The sequence below is a fragment of the Burkholderia sp. Bp8986 genome (genome assembly GCF_003854225.1).
In the GTDB taxonomy this organism is placed as follows: Bacteria; Pseudomonadota; Gammaproteobacteria; order Burkholderiales; family Burkholderiaceae; genus Burkholderia.
This window is the reverse complement of the sequence record NZ_QTQM01000016.1, coordinates 36,514-52,953: the sequence shown is the minus strand read 5'-3', so window position 1 is coordinate 52,953 and position 16,440 is coordinate 36,514. Positions and strand designations below refer to the sequence as shown.

12 protein-coding genes are annotated in these 16,440 nt (G+C 68.4%); 7 read left to right on the top strand and 5 right to left on the bottom strand.

The features are described 5' to 3' along the window. The first annotated feature begins 140 nt into the window (after positions 1-140). Together otsB and otsA are read left to right on the top strand one after the other, a co-directional pair. Positions 141-893, top strand: coding sequence for a trehalose-phosphatase (gene otsB / locus DID99_RS16550; protein ID WP_124487418.1), 753 nt, complete (start codon positions 141-143; stop codon positions 891-893). Then, on the top strand, positions 890-2,266 hold the full coding sequence (gene otsA, locus DID99_RS16545; RefSeq protein WP_124487417.1) for an alpha,alpha-trehalose-phosphate synthase (UDP-forming): 1,377 nt from the start codon (positions 890-892) through the stop codon (positions 2,264-2,266). Before otsB ends, otsA begins: the two co-directional genes overlap by 4 nt. Positions 2,267-2,375: 109 nt before the next feature. Here the strand turns inward: otsA and DID99_RS16540 are convergent, their stop codons facing one another. Then, a complete protein-coding gene (locus DID99_RS16540; protein WP_044844743.1) occupies positions 2,376-4,205 on the bottom strand; it encodes an ABC transporter ATP-binding protein in 1,830 nt (609 codons plus the stop codon). Positions 4,206-4,768: 563 nt separating this feature from the next. Between DID99_RS16540 and DID99_RS16535 the strand changes: the two genes are divergently transcribed. The 3 genes from DID99_RS16535 (at position 4,769) to DID99_RS16520 (ending at position 7,374) form a co-directional block, all read left to right on the top strand. Continuing rightward, on the top strand, positions 4,769-5,833 hold the full coding sequence (locus DID99_RS16535; RefSeq protein WP_044844742.1) for a glycosyltransferase family 4 protein: 1,065 nt from the start codon (positions 4,769-4,771) through the stop codon (positions 5,831-5,833). Between the two features lie 238 nt (positions 5,834-6,071). Continuing rightward, a complete protein-coding gene (locus DID99_RS16525) occupies positions 6,072-6,872 on the top strand; it encodes a hypothetical protein (RefSeq protein ID WP_124487414.1) in 801 nt (266 codons plus the stop codon). Positions 6,873-6,909: 37 nt separating this feature from the next. Then, on the top strand, positions 6,910-7,374 hold the full coding sequence (locus tag DID99_RS16520) for a DUF2214 family protein (RefSeq protein WP_124487413.1): 465 nt from the start codon (positions 6,910-6,912) through the stop codon (positions 7,372-7,374). Between the two features lie 112 nt (positions 7,375-7,486). On the opposite strand, the gene gudD is transcribed toward DID99_RS16520, so the two are convergent. Then, positions 7,487-8,839 (bottom strand): glucarate dehydratase, encoded by a 1,353-nt coding sequence (gene gudD, locus DID99_RS16515; protein ID WP_124667176.1) that lies wholly within the window; start codon positions 8,837-8,839, stop codon positions 7,487-7,489. A 424-nt stretch (positions 8,840-9,263) separates the two neighbouring features. Between gudD and DID99_RS16505 the strand changes: the two genes are divergently transcribed. Further along, the gene (locus tag DID99_RS16505; protein ID WP_124487410.1) at positions 9,264-10,025 is read left to right on the top strand and encodes a FadR/GntR family transcriptional regulator; all 762 of its coding nucleotides are present in this window, start codon (positions 9,264-9,266) and stop codon (positions 10,023-10,025) included. A 218-nt stretch (positions 10,026-10,243) separates the two neighbouring features. Here DID99_RS16505 and DID99_RS16500 read toward each other — a convergent pair whose 3' ends face one another. The 3 genes from DID99_RS16500 to pdxY form a co-directional block, all read right to left on the bottom strand. Then, positions 10,244-11,392 carry a branched-chain amino acid ABC transporter substrate-binding protein gene (locus tag DID99_RS16500; protein WP_044844737.1) on the bottom strand — a complete coding sequence of 383 codons (1,149 nt, stop codon included), beginning with the start codon at positions 11,390-11,392 and terminating at the stop codon, positions 10,244-10,246. 358 nt (positions 11,393-11,750) lie between these two features. After that, a complete protein-coding gene (locus tag DID99_RS16490) occupies positions 11,751-13,895 on the bottom strand; it encodes a phosphocholine-specific phospholipase C (protein ID WP_124667175.1) in 2,145 nt (714 codons plus the stop codon). 426 nt (positions 13,896-14,321) lie between these two features. Continuing rightward, positions 14,322-15,182 (bottom strand): pyridoxal kinase PdxY, encoded by an 861-nt coding sequence (gene pdxY, locus DID99_RS16480; protein ID WP_044849114.1) that lies wholly within the window; start codon positions 15,180-15,182, stop codon positions 14,322-14,324. Between the two features lie 174 nt (positions 15,183-15,356). On the opposite strand from pdxY, the gene DID99_RS16475 reads away from it, so the two are divergent. Beyond that, positions 15,357-16,418: an alpha/beta fold hydrolase gene (locus tag DID99_RS16475; RefSeq protein ID WP_124487407.1), complete on the top strand. Its 1,062-nt coding sequence runs from the start codon at positions 15,357-15,359 to the stop codon at positions 16,416-16,418. Positions 16,419-16,440: the final 22 nt, after the last annotated feature.

Below are 16,440 nucleotides of genomic sequence, written 5' to 3'. Positions count from 1 at the left end.
AGTTGACGCGTGCGGCGGCGCGAGGCAAGCCCCGCACCGGTTTCGCCCATCTCGGTACGCAGGCGCGGTAAGATGCGCACAATTCCATTCTCGCAGCGGCGGCCCCCGCGTTGGCAGGCCGCTCTCAGACCATCGAATCGATGCAATCCGTTCCGGCTTCCCTGTCCCTGACCGATACCGCGTTCTTTTTCGACTTCGACGGCACGCTCGTCGAGCTGGCGCCGACACCCGACAGCATTCACGTGCCGGCGTCGCTGCTGACGCTGCTCGATGAACTGCGGCGCCGTTCGCACGGTGCAGTCGCCATCGTGTCGGGGCGCGGCATCGACAACCTCGACACGTTCCTGAACATGCCGGACCTGCCGATCGCCGGCCTGCACGGCGCCGAGCGGCGCGACGCGAACGGCGACACGCAGCGCATCGGCTTCAACGACGAACGGCTGCTGCGCATCGAGCGCGAGCTCGCGGCCGTCGTCGACCGTCATCCGGGCATGCTGCTCGAAATCAAGGGGGCGGCCGTCGCGCTGCACTACCGCAACGCGCCCGAGCGTGAGCCGGCCGCGCGCGCGGCGGCCGAGCGCCTCGTCGCCGAATATGCGGATGCGTACGTGCTGCAGCCCGGCAAGATGGTGTTCGAGATCAAGCCGAAGGGTGTCGACAAGGGGCGCGCGCTGGCCGCGTTCCTCGACGAGCCGCCGTTCGCGGGCCGCGTGCCGCTGTTCGCGGGCGACGACCTGACCGACGAGAAGGGCTTCGCGGTGGTCAACGCGCGCGGCGGCCTGTCGATCAAGGTCGGCGCGGGCGAGACGTCGGCCCGCACGCGGCTCGACTCGGTCGACGCGCTGCACGCGCAGATCGCCCGCTGGCTTGGCGCGGAGCTGCAGGGCGCATGAGTCGACTCATCATCGTTTCGAACCGCGTCGCCCCGATTTCGGAAGGCGAGCCGGCGGCGGGCGGTCTCGCGATCGGCGTCTACGATGCGCTGAAGGAGACGGGCGGCATGTGGTTCGGCTGGAGCGGCGAGGTGGTCGCGTCCGGTGCGCCGCAGATCCGCATCGAGGAGCGCGGCCCCGTGACGTTCGCGACCGTCGGGCTGTCGCGCCGCGATTACGACCAGTATTACCGCGGTTTCTCGAACGCGACGCTGTGGCCCGCGTTCCATTACCGCGCGGACCTGATCCAGTACGACCGCCACGAGTTCGACGGCTACGGCCGAGTGAACGTCTGGCTCGCGCAGCAGCTCGTGCCGCTGCTGCGGGACGACGACGTGATCTGGGTGCACGACTATCACCTGATCCCGTTCGCGCGTGCGCTGCGTGCGGCCGGCGTGAAGAACCGCATCGGCTTTTTCCTGCACATTCCGTTTCCGGCCGCGCAGGTGCTCGTCAACGTGCCGCCGCATCGCGAGCTCGTCGAATCGCTGTGCGCGTTCGATCTGCTCGGCTTCCAGACCGAGCCGGACCTGCGCGCGTTCTGCGACTACATCGAGTTCGAGGCCGGCGGCGAAGTGGCGCGCGAAGGGCACACGGTGCGCGTGAGCGCGTTCGGCAACACGCTGCGCGCGGCCGCCTATCCGATCGGCGTGTATCCGGACGAGATCGCGTCGCTCGCGCAGGCGGGCGAGCACGGCAAGGCCGCGCGCATGGCCACGTCGCTGCGCGGGCGCCAACTGATCATGAGCGTCGACCGGCTCGATTATTCGAAGGGGCTCGTCGAGCGGTTCCGCGCGTTCGAGAAGCTGCTGGAGCACCAGACCTCGATCCGCAACCGCGTGTCGTTCCTGCAGATCGCGCCGTCGACGCGCGCCGACCTGCGCGCGTACCAGGACATCCGCCTGCAGCTCGAAGCGGAGTCGGGGCGCATCAACGGCCGCTATGCGGAGCTCGACTGGGCGCCGATCCTCTACATTCACCGCCAGTACGATCGGCAGGTGCTGGCCGCACTGTATCGCCTCGCCCGCGTGGGCTTCGTGACGCCGCTGCGCGACGGGATGAACCTGGTCGCGAAGGAGTACGTGTCCGCGCAGAATCCGGACGATCCGGGCGTGCTGGTGTTGTCGCGCTTCGCGGGCGCCGCGCGCGAGCTGACGGGCGCGTTGATCGTCAATCCGATCGACATCGACGGGATGGCCGATGCGCTGTCGCAGGCGCTGACGATGCCGCTCGCGGAGCGGCGCGCGCGTTATGCGGACATGATCGCGCAGCTGCGCGAGAACAACGTGTCGGTGTGGCGCGACAACTTCCTGCGCGACCTGCAGCGCGTGTGATCCGCGTGCCGCGCGGCGACGGTCGCGCGGCGCCATGAAAAAAACCGCCGTGCTTCGCGCACGGCGGTTTTTTTATCGGCTGCCAGGACGGGATGCTGCCTGGGCGGCGTCAGGCCACGCGTTCGCCGGTCGGCGCGGTGCCGTCGGGGGCGTGATGGCGGCCGTGCTGCTTTGCGAGCAGGTCGCGGTACAGGCCCGGACGATTGCGCAGCACGTCGGGGCTGCCGTCGTCGATCACCTTGCCGTTGCTCATCACGATGATCCGGTCGAAGTTGCGCAGCGTCGACAGCCGGTGCGCGATCGCGATCACCGTGCGGCCGACCATCAGGCGGTCGAGCGCGCTCTGGATCGCTTCCTCGGATGCGCTGTCGAGTGCGGACGTCGCTTCGTCGAGCAGCAGGATCGGCGCGTCCTTCAGGATCGCGCGCGCGATCGCGATGCGCTGGCGCTGGCCGCCCGACAGTTTCACGCCGCGGTCGCCGACGATCGTGTCATAGCCTTCCGGCATCGCCTCGATGAACTCCGAGCAGCGGGCGTCGCGCGCGGCGGCGAGCACTTCCTCGCGGGTCGCCTCGGGGCGGCCGTACGCGATGTTGTCGTAGATGGTCCGGTGCAGCAGCGAGATGTCCTGCGGCACGAGCGCGATCGCATGGCGCAGGCTGTCCTGCGTGATCGCCTTCACGTCCTGGCCGTCGACCATCACGGCGCCGTCCTGCGTGTCGTAGAAGCGCTGCAGCAGCGCGAGCACGGTCGACTTGCCGGCGCCCGACTTGCCGATCAGGCCGACGCGCTGGCCCGGTTCGATATGGAGATCGAAGTGGTCGAGGATTGCGCGGCGATGCGGATACGCGAACGTCACGCGTTCGAAATCGACGCGGCCGCCCTTGGCCGACAGCGGCTGCGCGTCGGAGCGGTCCGGCATCCCGTGCGGCTCGAGCAGCGTCTTCACGGCTTCGGACAGGCGTGCCACGTGCTGCGTGACGTCGACGAGCGCGACGGCGAGGTCGCGGGTGCCGTGCAGGATCGTGAAGCCGAGCGAGCTGACGAGCACGATGTCGCCGGAGGTCGCGCGGCCCTGGTCCCACAGCCACAGCGCCCAGCCGAGCAGGCCGGCGGACAGCATCGCGGTGATCACCGCGTGCAGCAGGCGCAGCTTCTCGAGGTAGAACAGGCTTTGCTGGCGCGCGTCCATCTCGGCCTTCACCGTCGCGCCGAAGCGCTTCTGTTCGCGCAGCGTCATCCCGAATGCGCGCACGAGGCCCATGTTGCCGATCACGTCGACGAGCTCGCCGTCGACCGCGGCGGCCTTCGACGCGAACGCGTGATGGCGCGCGGAGCCGCGCCCGGCGAGCTTGAACAGCACGACGGAGAGCACGGCCGAACAGCCGAGCAGGCCGGCGGCCATCAGCGGGTTCACGACGATGATCATCAGGATCGCGCCCATCACCGCGATGCACGGCGGCAGCACGTTCCACGCCATCGTGTTCTCCGACGTATAGACGGCGTTCGACGTGGCGGTGATGCGGCTCGCGAGCGTGCCCGGCTGCTTTTCCGAGTAGTAGGTCGGCGAATGGCCGATCAGGTACTGGAAGAGGTCGCGCCGCAGGTCGCCGGTGACCGCGACGAACGTGTGCGCGGCAGCCCAGCCGCCGACGCGCCACAGCAGGTTGTCGGCCGCGATCAGGCCGACGAGCAGCGCGAACGCGCTCCACAGCGGGCCCGGATGATGGCGCCCGGTCGCGAGCACGTCGATCAGGTGCTTGATCGCGTATTGCGAGCCGAGCGCGCAGCCGACGGCGGCCAGCACGCTGCAGAGCACGACCAGGTGCGCGACCGGATGCAGGCGGATGTAGCGGAACAGGAACGCGATCGGCCGATGCGCGTAGCTCGACAGCTTCGCGTTGTGGGCGTTGCGCTGGGCAGGGGTGAGAGATTCCAAAATATGCGTGCGGTGATTCGGTGGTTGAGCGGATCGTCAGGATCGCAGCCCACGGCCGCCCGGACTGAATAATCCGGCATTGTAAACAAGGCCGTGCATTGCGCAGCGCGAATCTTGCCTTGGTCAGGGGCGCGCGATCAATTTTGAGATAAAATCCGGCATCCGTCCTGCCGCGTGCACCGGAATCACGATGCCGGCCGTGGCGGATGACTCGGAACGCCAAAAAGAGCCTTCCACTCTAGAACGGACACCCAAGTCCGCGGGTTGCAAAGTGTTGCGCCTTTGTAACAAAGCAAAGAGTTTGAAATGTTGTGCGCCGTATCGGGATTAACCCTAGATAATCGGCTCCGGGTTCGATTCCAGGTTTTTACGAACCCCTGTCAACGGGTCTTCGTTTCAAACGTTCTATGCCTGTCGCGTCGCCGACGCTCCTTGAGCAGCGCGGGTTCGACGCCCCCGGCAGGCTGATTCGTCCGATTTTTCGGATGAAATGCATCCAGCCCGGACCGCCGGCAGGTTGCCGACCCATACCTGGTTTTTAGCCGATTTTTTAGGAGTTACGCATGCGAATCGCCCAAATCGCTCCGTTGCACGAAGCGGTGCCCCCGAAACTGTACGGTGGTACCGAGCGAGTGGTGTCCTACCTCACCGAAGCACTTGTCGAGATGGGGCATGACGTCACGCTCTTCGCGAGCGGCGATTCGCAAACGTCGGCGAAGCTCGAAGCGTGCTGGCCGCAGGCACTGCGCCTCGACCCGACGATCCGCGACGTGATGGCTCCGCACATGCTGCTCCTCGAGCAGGTGCGCCGCCGCGCGGAAGAGTTCGACGTCCTGCACTGCCACATCGACTACTACCCGTTCTCGCTGTTCTCGCGCCAGCCGGTCCCGCATCTGACGACGATGCACGGCCGTCTCGACCTGCCGGAACTGCAGCCGATCTTCAATGCGTTCAGCGACGTGCCGGTCGTGTCGATCTCCGACAACCAACGCATCCCGCTGCCGCAGGCGAACTGGCTGTCGACCGTGTACCACGGCCTGCCGGAAAACCTGCTGACGCCGATCCCGAACGTGAAGCCGAGCTACCTCGCGTTCCTCGGCCGCATCTCGCCGGAAAAGCGCGTCGACACCGCGATCCGCATCGCCGAGCAGGCCGGCCTGCCGATCAAGATCGCCGCGAAGCTCGACAAGGCTGACCGCGCGTACTACGAAGAGAAGATCAAGCCGCTGTTCGCGCTGCCGCACGTCGAGTACATCGGCGAAATCAGCGAGTCGGAAAAGACCGAATTCCTGGGCAACGCGCACGCGCTGCTGTTCCCGATCGACTGGCCGGAGCCCTTCGGCCTGGTGATGATCGAGGCGATGGCGTGCGGCACGCCGGTGATCGCGTTCAAGCGCGGCTCGGTGCCGGAAGTGATCGAGAACGGCGTGTCGGGCTTCGTCGTCGAAGACGAACTGTCGGCCGTCGCGGCGCTCAAGCGCCTCGATACGCTGCCGCGCGAGAAGGTGCGCGCCGCGTTCGAAGCCCGTTTCTCGTCGAAGGTGATGGCGCAGAACTACGTGAAGGGCTACGAGGAACTGCTGCGCCAGAAGCGCCGCACGGTGCTGCGCGAAGTCAACGCAGGCTGATGCCGGGCCGCCGGCCGCACCGCGGCTGAGGCCCCGTCATCGACGCCCCGTCCGGGTCTCCGGCGGGGCGTTGTCACATCTGCGGCGCGGATCTGTTGTATTCTCGCCGCGCCCGGCGCCACGAACGGCCGCGGAAGCGGTCCGGCACGCCATCCGGCCGTCTGTCCAGACGGTAATGTCCCTATAATGGCCGTGCCGTGAAATCCGGCCCCGCACGAACATCGAGAGGAGAGCAGTCTTGGCGAGAACGAAAACCACGCGCGCAGCACCGGCCCCCGGCGCCGGCGTGATCTTCGCGTTGCGCGCGATCGGTCTCGTGCTGCTCGCGCGCTGGCTGTTCTCGATGTCCCAGATGGGTTATCGCGCGTCGCTGTCGGCGATGGTGTCGTCGCCCTGGGCGTTCGTCTATCTCGTCCTGATCTTCCTGCTGCTCGCGCTGCCGGGCGCCGTCGCGCGCGCCGAGCGGCCGTTCCATCCGCTGCCGCAGTGGCTGCGCCAGGCGCTGCGGGTCTTCGCGCTGATCGGTTTCCTGTTCGCCGTGTGGTCGATCGGCGCATTCGCGTGGGCGGCCGGCTGGCGCCGCGCGCTGCACGCGGTGACGGCGACCAACGGCTGGCTCGTCGCCGCGCCGGCGCTGTATGCGGCGATCGTCTGGATGTGCCGCCCGCGGCCGCTGTGGCGCACCAACGTGGCCGCGCGCCGCTTCGCGGTCGGCCGCTACGCGATCTCGCTCGATACGCTCACGCGTACCGCGATCGTCTGGATGGAGAGCCGCAAGGTCGGTCAGTACGACGCGCGCGAACTGTCGGTGCGCTGGCCCGGCCGGGTCGCGCCCGCCGCGGGCGAGCAGGGTGCGCAGCCGGCCGCCGTGCCGCCGCGTCGCGGCAGCCTGTTCCGGCGGCCGAAGGTGGAACTGCTGTGGGATTCGCCGGCGGCCGTCGGCCATAACCGGCAGATCGTGATGCGCGCGCCGCTCGCGACCGAGGGCGACCGCGTCGCGGTGCTCGCGCTCGACGCGGCGCTCAAACAGATCGTCTGACAAGGCCTGCGCGGCGCGCGGGCGACAAGGAGGCGCAATGATCGTCCGCTGGTTGCTGGCAGCCGTTCACCTGATGGCATTCGGCGTCGCGTTCGCCGCGATCGCGGGACGCAACCGTGCGCTGCGCCGGGTCATCGCGTCGGCGCAGGCCGCCGACCTGCCCGGCGTGTTCAAGGCCGACGCGGCCTGGGGATTGTCCGCGCTGGTACTGATCGCGACCGGGCTCACGCGCGCATTCGGCGGCTTCGAGAAGGGCTCGGCGTACTACCTTCATGAGCCGCTCTTTCACCTCAAGATGACCGCGCTCGTGCTGATCCTGCTGCTCGAGATCGTGCCGATGCTCGGGCTGATCCGCTGGCGCATCGCCGCGCGGCAGCAGCAGATGCCCGATCTGGGCCGCGCACGGACCTACGTGCGGATCGGCCACTGGCAGGCCGTGCTCGTGATGGTGATCGTGCTCGCCGCGTCGGGGATGGCGCGGGGGATTGGGCTGGCCGGGTAGGGGCGGCCGGCTAGGTCTGGCCTGGTAGGTGCGGCCGGCTAGGTCTGGCCGACTAGGCCCGGCCGGCCGCGCATGTCGACCGGGCGGACCCGCCGCCCGTTTCGTCCCGCGCTCAGCGCACGAGGCAGGGGCGCTTGTTGTTGAACGTCCACCCCGGAATCAGATACTGCATCGCGGTCGCGTCGTCGCGCGCGCCGAGCCCGTGCTGCTTGTACAGTTCGTGCGCGACCGCGACCGCCTCCATGTCGATGTCGATGCCGAGGCCCGGACGCTTCGGCACTTCCACGAGCCCGTTCTCGATCTTCAGCGGCTCGCGCGTCAGCCGTTCGCCGTCCTGCCAGATCCAGTGCGTGTCGATCGCGGTGACCTGGCCGGGCGCGGCGGCCGCGACGTGCGTGAACATCGCGAGCGATACGTCGAAGTGGTTGTTCGAATGGGAGCCCCACGTGAGGCCCCAGTCGCGGCACATCTGCGCGACGCGCACCGAGCCCTGCATCGTCCAGAAGTGCGGATCGGCGAGCGGGATGTCGACCGCCTGCAACTGCACCGCGTGGCCCATCTGGCGCCAGTCGGTCGCGATCATGTTGGTGGCCGTCGGCAGCCCGGTCGAGCGGCGGAATTCGGCCATCACCTCGCGGCCCGAATAACCGTTCTCCGCGCCGCACGGATCTTCCGCATACGCGAGCACGTGATGCAGGTCGCGGCACAGCCGCACGGCCTCGTCGAGCGACCATGCGCCGTTCGGATCGAGCGTCACGCGCGCTTCGGGGAAGCGCTCGGCAAGCGCCGTCACGGCGTCGACCTCGCGCGCGCCTTCGAACACGCCGCCCTTCAGCTTGAAGTCGTTGAACCCGTAGCGCGCATGCGCGGCTTCGGCGAGGCGCACGACCGCCTCGGGCGTCAGCGCGGCTTCGTCGCGCACGCGGGTCCAGTCGTCGGTCGCGCCGCGGCCGTCGCGATAGGGCAGCGCAGTTTGCGTGCGATCGCCGATGTAGAACAGATAGCCGAGCATCTCGACGCGCTCGCGTTGCTGCCCTTCGCCGAGGAGGGCCGCCACGGGCACGCCGAGATGCTGGCCGAGCAGGTCGAGCAGCGCGGCTTCGAGCGCGGTGACCGCGTGGATCGTGGTGCGCAGGTCGAAGGTCTGCAGGCCGCGGCCGCTCGCATCGCGGTCGGCGAAGGTGCGCCGCACGTCGTTGAGCACCGCATGGTAGTTGCCGACAGGCTGACCGACGACGAGCGCGCGCGCGTCCTCCAGCGTGCGGCGGATGCTTTCGCCGCCCGGCACCTCGCCGACGCCGGTCCGGCCCGCGCTGTCCTTCAGGATCACGAGGTTGCGGGTGAAGAACGGGCCGTGCGCGCCGCTCAGGTTGAGCAGCATGCTGTCGTGGCCGGCGACCGGGATGGCTTGCAGGTCGACGATGCGCGGCGTGTCGTGGGAAGGCGAGGCAGTGACGGCGTTCATGGCGGCGATGGCAAAAGAGTGGGCAATGCCGTGCGGCAAAATCTTTGCTGCGCGCGGCGGGAGGTGCGATCATTCGACAACCGACGTGCGCGGTGCGCAAGCCCCGCATGTCGACAGCAACCCGAAAGGATGGGGGCGACCCGCTCGATGCCGGTGTCGCGACAGGCCGGAGCACGCGCGCAAGCGCGCTTCGATCGGTCCCGAAACCGGGCGCCGGCAGCCGCGCAGAAGCGCGAATGCCGGCCGATCGCGAACCACGGGACCGGGCAGTGCTGGAGCGCCAGCCTCGGTCGACAGGAGATCCGTGTCGCGATCATCAGTCGTCGGATGACTTGTGACGCAGTATAATGAATCATCGGCGTTCGCTCAAACCCCGCGTAAACCCTCGGCTCACATTACGATCATTCAAAAAGGAACCGGCCTCATGTCCGTGCCCACGCTTCCCGCAGCGCCGCGCCGTCGCGCACGCAGCCTCGCACAAGATGTCGTCGACGCGCTGACCGCGCAGATCGAAAACGGCACGCTGCGTCCCGGCGACAAGCTGCCGACCGAAACCGAAGTCATGGCGGCGCAGGGCGTCAGCCGCACGGTCGTGCGCGAAGCGATCTCGCGGATGCAGGCGAGCGGCCTCGTCGAGACGCGCCACGGCATCGGCAGCTTCGTGCTCGAGCCGGCGCGCCGGCAGACGCTCGGCATCGATCCCGCGACCATCACGACGCTGCGCGACGTGCTGGCGGTGCTCGAGCTGCGCATCAGCCTCGAAAGCGAATGCGCGAGCCTCGCCGCGCAGCGCGCGAACGATACCGACCTCGCCGCGTTGCGGCGCGCGCTCGACGCGATTGCGTCGGGGGCGGGCGGCGGCCGTGACACGGCACCACTCGATTTCCAGTTCCACCTGCAGATCGCGCAGTCCACCGGCAACCGCTATTTCGTCGACATCATGACGCAGCTCGGCGCGTCGATCATTCCGCGCACGCGCGTGAATTCGGCGCGCTTCGCCGGCGACGACCTCGAGCGCTATGTCGGCCGGCTCAATCACGAGCATGAAGACATTTACGAGGCGATCGCGCGTCACGACCCGGAAGCCGCGCGCGCCGCGATGCGCACGCACCTGACCAACAGCCGCGAGCGGCTGCGCCGTGCGCACGAAGCGGCCGAGGCGGAACGCGACACGCAGGCCAGCTGACGCGTGACCGCTGACATGGCCTGCGCGGCGCCGCAGGCCTTGACGAATATCGCCGCAACATCAGTCATCGTATGAGATCGATGCGATTGCGCCGATCGTTTTAGCGCCGGCTGCGGATCGTCCGTTCACCTGCATCGTGGGAGGGGCGCCGGGGCGGCGTTCCCGCCGTCGCCCGCGCCCCGGGGCGGCCCCCTACCCGGACCGCCGATCCTGCCCGATCAGCCCCCCTTCGTCACGATGGTCTTCCACGCGCCGCTCTTCACCTGGTACAGCGTCGACATCCCGCTCTTCAGCGAGCCGTCGTTCGCGAACGAGATGCGGCCGGTCACGCCTTCGAAGTCGACCTTCTTCAGCGCCGGGCGATAGACCTTCGGGTCGGTCGAGTTGGCCGCCTGCATCGCCTTGATCGCCGCCCACGCCGCGTCGTAGCCGAACTGCGCGTACGACAGCACGTCGACGCCGAAGCGCTTCTTGAAACGCTGCTCGAAATCCTTGCCCTGCGGCAGCTCGTCGAGCGGCCGCCCGTATTCCCACGCCATCGCGCCTTCCGCGGCCGGGCCGGCGATCTTGATGAACTCGTTGTCCTTCACACCGCCGCCGCCGACGAATTGCGCGTTCAGCCCGAGCTGGCGCATCTGCTTGATGAAGTTCGCGGCGAGCGAGTCGAGACCGCCGAAGAAGATCAGGTCGGGGTTCTTGCCCTTCAGGCTCGTGATCTGCGCGCGGAAGTCGACCGCCTGGTTGCTGGTGAACTCGCGGCCGATGATGTTGCCGCCGGCCGCCTTCACGGCCTTCTCGAACTCGTCGGCCTCACCCTGGCCGAACGCGGTGCGGTCGTCGATGATCGCGATGCGCTTCGCCTTGGTCACGTCGACCGCGTACTTGCCCGCGTTGCCGGCGTTCTGGCCGTCGGTCGCGATCACCATGAACATGTTCGCGAGCCCGCGCGACGTGAGCGTCGGGTTGGTCGCGGCCGGGTCGATCACCGGAATGCCGGCCTTGTCGTAGACCACCGACGCCGGAATCGTCGTGCCCGAGTTGAAGTGGCCGACCACCACCGACACGTTCTGGTCGACGAGCGCCTGCGCGGCCTGCACGCCGATGCGCGGGTCGGCCTGGTCGTCCTGCACGACCAGGTCGAAATGCACGGGCTTGCCGGCGATCTGCACCTTCTGCGCGGCGGCGTCGTCGAGCGCGAGCTGCACGCCGTTCTGGAGATCCTTGCCGTAGCCGGCGTTCACGCCGGTGAGCGGCGCGGCAAAGCCGACCTTCACGTCGGACGCGTCGGCGGCCTGGGCGGCGTGTTGCGAGAGAAGGGCTACCGCGGATACGACCGATACCGACAACAGGGAATGACGGAATGTCATGTTCGTTCCTCTTGTTCTAACACCAGCGGGTGGGTACCGCACGCAGCCGGCGGGCCGGGCGCGTGCGACGGGCGGGCGGTTCGACCGCTTCTCGGAATCGGACGTGGAGGTCGGCTTGCTGATGCTTCCCGGAAAGGACCTCCCGTCAGGCTCTGCGAGGAGCCCCGATCGTCTCGATATATAGGTCGCCGATATGCGCGGGTCTTGGCAATTTGCCGCGCATTCGATGCGGATTTGCGCACAGCTTCCGCGCGAGCGCGGGCGGCTGGTATCGGGAGTTTCCCGTCACGAATGGACGGGAGGCGGGTGCGGGCGGGCGGCGCAACCCCCAGAGGGGGCCGCGCCGCGTTCGCCGTCGTCAGTCGGACAGGGCGTCCGACGCGGCTTCGGCGTCGTCATGCGACGCGTTCGTGCGGATCGCCGGGTCGCTCGTGCTCGGGCGGCCGGTCTCCACGTGGCCCGCGAAACGGCGCAGGAAGCCGAGCGGGCGGCCGTCGCTTACGGTCAGGTCGTACCAGCCGTGGCTGCCGCGCAGATCCCAGTAGTCGTCGACGTGCGTACCCGGCTTGAGGTCGAACTCGCGCGCATGGCCGTGGCCGTAGGCGCTCGTCACCCTGAGCCGCACGGCCTGGTGGCCGCGGTTCATCAGGCGCAGCGTGATGTTGCCGTTCGCGACGTCGTAGCCGTAGATCACCTCGGGATTGATGCTCGCGGGGCCGACCGCCATCGCCGCGGGGCTGCGGAAGTGGCAGTAGAAGCCGTTCGGGCCGTACACGTCGAGGTCGTACAGGCCGAGCGACGGCGCCGGGCTCCACAGGTCGGAGAGCCGCTTGCCGGCGTCGACCGTGTAGGTCCACGGGCCGTCGACACGATTGCGCGCCTGGACCTGGAACGCCGCGCCCGCGGTGCCGGTGTTCGCGAAGGTCAGCCGGAACTGGCCGCTCGCATTGTCGATCCGGCCGTGCACGAACAGTTCGTACGGCAGCGCGCGCGCCGGACGCAGGCCGGCCTCCTGCTTCGGCAGATGCTGGACGACCGGCGGCACCGGGATGTAGTCGGGGTGACGGTTGCGGTCGGGCGGCGCGTAGCCGCTCGTGTCCGGGAGCTGCGGCCAGCTTGCGTCGGGCGTCGCGAAGTCGAACGCGGACGTCAGGTTGCCGCACACCGTGCGGCGCCACGGCGACACGTTCGCCGCGGTGACCGCGTACTGCGCGCCGAAGCGTGCTTCGATGAATTGCAGCAGCGACGTGTGATCGAAGGTCTGCGAGCAGACCCAGCCGCCCTTGGTCCACGGCGACACCACCAGCATCGGCACGCGCGGCCCGAGCCCGTACGGGCCGGCCATGTGCGACGCGTCGCCGGCGAATGCCTCGTTGGTCGTCGCGACCGTCGACAGCCCGTTCTCGCGCGACTGCGGTGCGAACGGCGGCGGCACGTGGTCGAAGAAGCCGTCGTTCTCGTCGTAGGTGATGAAGAGCGCGGTCTTGCTCCACACGTCCGGATTCGATACGAGCACCTTCAGCACCTGCTCGATGTACCACGCGCCGTAGTTCGCCGGCCAGTTCGGGTGCTCCGAGTACGCTTCCGGCGCGCAGATCCACGACACCTGCGGCAGCGTGCCGTTCTTCACGTCCTGCTGCAGCACGTCGAACAGCGTGCCGCCGGCGCTGATGTTGGTGCCGGTGCGCGCCTTGTCGTACAGCGGCGTGCCGGGCAGCGCGCTGCGGTACTGGTTGAAGTAGAGCAGCGCGTTGTCGCCGTAGTTGCCGATGTACGGGTTCTGCGTCCAGCCCCACGAGCCGTTCGCGTCGAGCCCCGTGCCGACGTCCTGGTAGATCTTCCACGACACGCCGGCCTGCTCGAGCACTTCCGGATAGGTCGTCCAGCCGTAGCCCTTTTCCTCGTTGCCGAGCACCGGGCCGCCGCCCGTGCCGTCATTGCCGACGTAGCCGGTCCACATGTAGTAGCGGTTCGGGTCGGTCGAGCTCGGGATCGCGCAGTGGTACGCGTCGCAGATCGTGAACGCGTCGGCGAGCTGGTAGTGGAACGGGATGTCGTCGCGCTTCAGGTACGCCATCGTCGTGGTGCCCTTGTTCGGCACCCACTGGTCGTAGCGGCCCTTGTTCCATGCGGCGTGCATGTCCTGCCAGCCGTGCGGCAGGTCCTGCAGGAACTGCAGGCCGAGCTTGTCGGCGCCCGGGTGGAACGGCAGCAGCTCGGCCGGGCCGACCGGCTGATGGAACACCGACTTGCCGTTCGCGAGGCGCAGCGGGCGCGGGTCGCCGAATCCGCGGACACCACGCATCGTGCCGAAGTAATGGTCGAACGAACGGTTCTCCTGCATCAGGATCACGATGTGTTCGATATCGCGGATCGTGCCGGTACGGCGGTTCGCGGGGATGGCGAGCGCATCGCGGATCACGGGCGGGAACAGGTTCAGCGCGGCTGCGCCGGCGGTGCCGGCGGCGACGCGCAGGAAGTCACGACGGTTCGATCGGGTCATGGTCGTTATCGTGCGTTAAAGGGGGGAGCCGGTTGGCGGGACATGCGGAAAATGGACGCGCCCCGTGGCGCAGGATGCGGCTGCGCCGGGTCGTGCCGCCGCGAGCATAGCGAGAAATCGGTGTCATTCATGTGAAGTCCGGAAACGTTTGCAGGCGCGGCGTTGAACGGACAACGGCCGACGGTCGCGGTGCAACGGGCAGCGGGGACGCGGATAGCGGGAAAGCGGACAGCGGACAGCGGGACAGCGGGACAGCGGGACAGCGGGAAAGCAGGAAAGCAGGAAAGCAGGAAAGCAGGACAGCAGGACAGCACGACAGCACGACAGCACGACAGCACGACAGCACGACAGCACGACAGCACGACAGCACGACAGCACGACAGCAGATGGCGCTTGACGCGCGCCGGCGATGCGGATGCAGCGGCGTCAGGCGTCCGTCACCCACGCGCCGAACCATTCGCTCGGGCGCGCGATTTCGTCCTGCGCGGCGACGAGTTCGAGCTCGTAGCGGCGTGCGTCGTAGGTTGCCTTCACGACCGCGTGCACCGCCGCGAGCGTGTGCTCGAACGCGGCGCGCACCGAGTCGCCGCGCAACCGGCGCGCGACGAAAATGGCGCTGGTGAGGTCGCCGACACCGACCGGATGGCGCGGAAACGCATACAGCGGGCGCTGGCCGATCCACGCTTCGGTCTCGGTGACGGCGAGCATGTTGAAGCGGTCGGCCGGGCTGCTGCGGTCGTGCAGGTGCTTGACGAGGATGATTTTCGGCCCGCGGCGGATCAGCGCGCGGCACGCGTCGACGGCTTCGGCGACGGTCTCGATGCGCCGCCCGGCGAGCTTCTGCAGCTCGGTGTGGTTCGGCGACATGCCGTCCGCGAGCGCCGGCATCTCCGCGACGATGAATTCCTCGACGCCGGGTTCGGGGCGGATGCCGCCCGTCTGGCCCATCGCCGGATCGCAGAAGTACCACGCGTTCGGGTTCATCGCCTTCACCGAGCGCACGATCTCGACCGTCGCGCGCGCCTGCGCCGGCGAGCCGACGAAGCCGGACAGTACCGCGTCGCAGCGCTTGAGCGCGCCGATCGCGGCGACGCCGTCGACCAGCTGCTCCATCTTCGCGGCGTCGATCGCGCTGCCGGCCCAGTGGCCGTACTGCATGTGATTCGACAGCTGGACGGTGTTGAGCGGCCAGACGTTGACGCCGAGGCGCTGCATCGGGAACACGGCCGCGCTGTTGCCGGCGTGTCCGTAGATGACGTGCGACTGAATGCTGAGGACGTTTTTCATGAGCGTTCGCCTGCAGGCGTTTCAGGGTCTCGTCACACGATACCCGAGTTCGTCGCGTGCGCGGAAGTCGCTCGGCCGACGAGTGTTGCGCGCCGTCGTCAGCCCGACCGCGTAGAATCGCGGGGCGTGAAGCCGCCCGGCTGACCGCGTGCATTTCCCATTACCGTGAGCGCCATGCCTTCGAATTGCAAGATGTTCTCCCTCGCGCGCGCGGCCGTGCTCGGCGCGGGCGTCGCCGCCGCATGCGCGACGTCGGTCGCGGTCGCCGTCCCGGCACCGGCCGGCAACGACGGGCCCGCGTACGGCCCTCGCCTGGAAGGCTTCGCCTATCCGGAGCCGGTGCATCGCTACGCGTTCGTGTCGCAGCGCGACACCCTCGAGATGATGTACATGGACGTGCAGCCGGCGCACCCGAACGGCCGCACCGTCGTGCTGCTGCACGGGAAGAACTTTTGCGCGGCGACCTGGGAAGACACGATCGGCGTGCTGAGCCGCGCCGGCTATCGCGTGATCGCGCCGGACCAGATCGGCTTCTGCAAGTCGTCGAAGCCCGAGCGCTACCAGTACAGCTTCCAGCAGCTCGCGCGCAACACGCATGCGCTGCTCGAGTCGGTCGGCGTGAAATCGGCGACGATCGTCGGCCATTCGACGGGCGGGATGCTCGCGATGCGTTACGCGCTGATGTACCCGAAGGCGACCGAGCAGCTCGTGCTGGTGAACCCGATCGGCCTCGAGGACTGGAAGGCGCTCGGCGTGCCGCCGCTGTCGGTCGACTACTGGTACGCACGCGAGCAGAAGACGACGGCGGACGGCATCCGCCGTTACGAGCAGGCGACCTACTACGCGGGCAAGTGGGCGCCGTCATACGAGCGCTGGGTGCAGATGCTCGCCGGCATGTATCGCGGCCCGGGCCGCGACGCGGTCGCGTGGAACTCGGCGCTGATCTACGACATGATCCTCACGCAGCCGGTGGTCTACGAACTCGGCGCGATACGCGTGCCGACGCTGCTGCTGATCGGCGACAAGGACACGACCGCGATCGGCAAGGACGTGGCGCCGCCGGACGTGCACGCGAAGCTCGGCCGTTACCCGGAACTCGCGAAACGCACGCAGGCGGCGATTCCCGGCGCGCAGCTCGTCGAATTCCCGGCGCTCGGGCACGCGCCGCAGATCCAGGATCCGGACGCGTTCCACAAGGCGCTGCTCGACGGGATGGGGGCGGTGCACCCGCAGTGACGCGCAGGCGGGCGCACCCGCC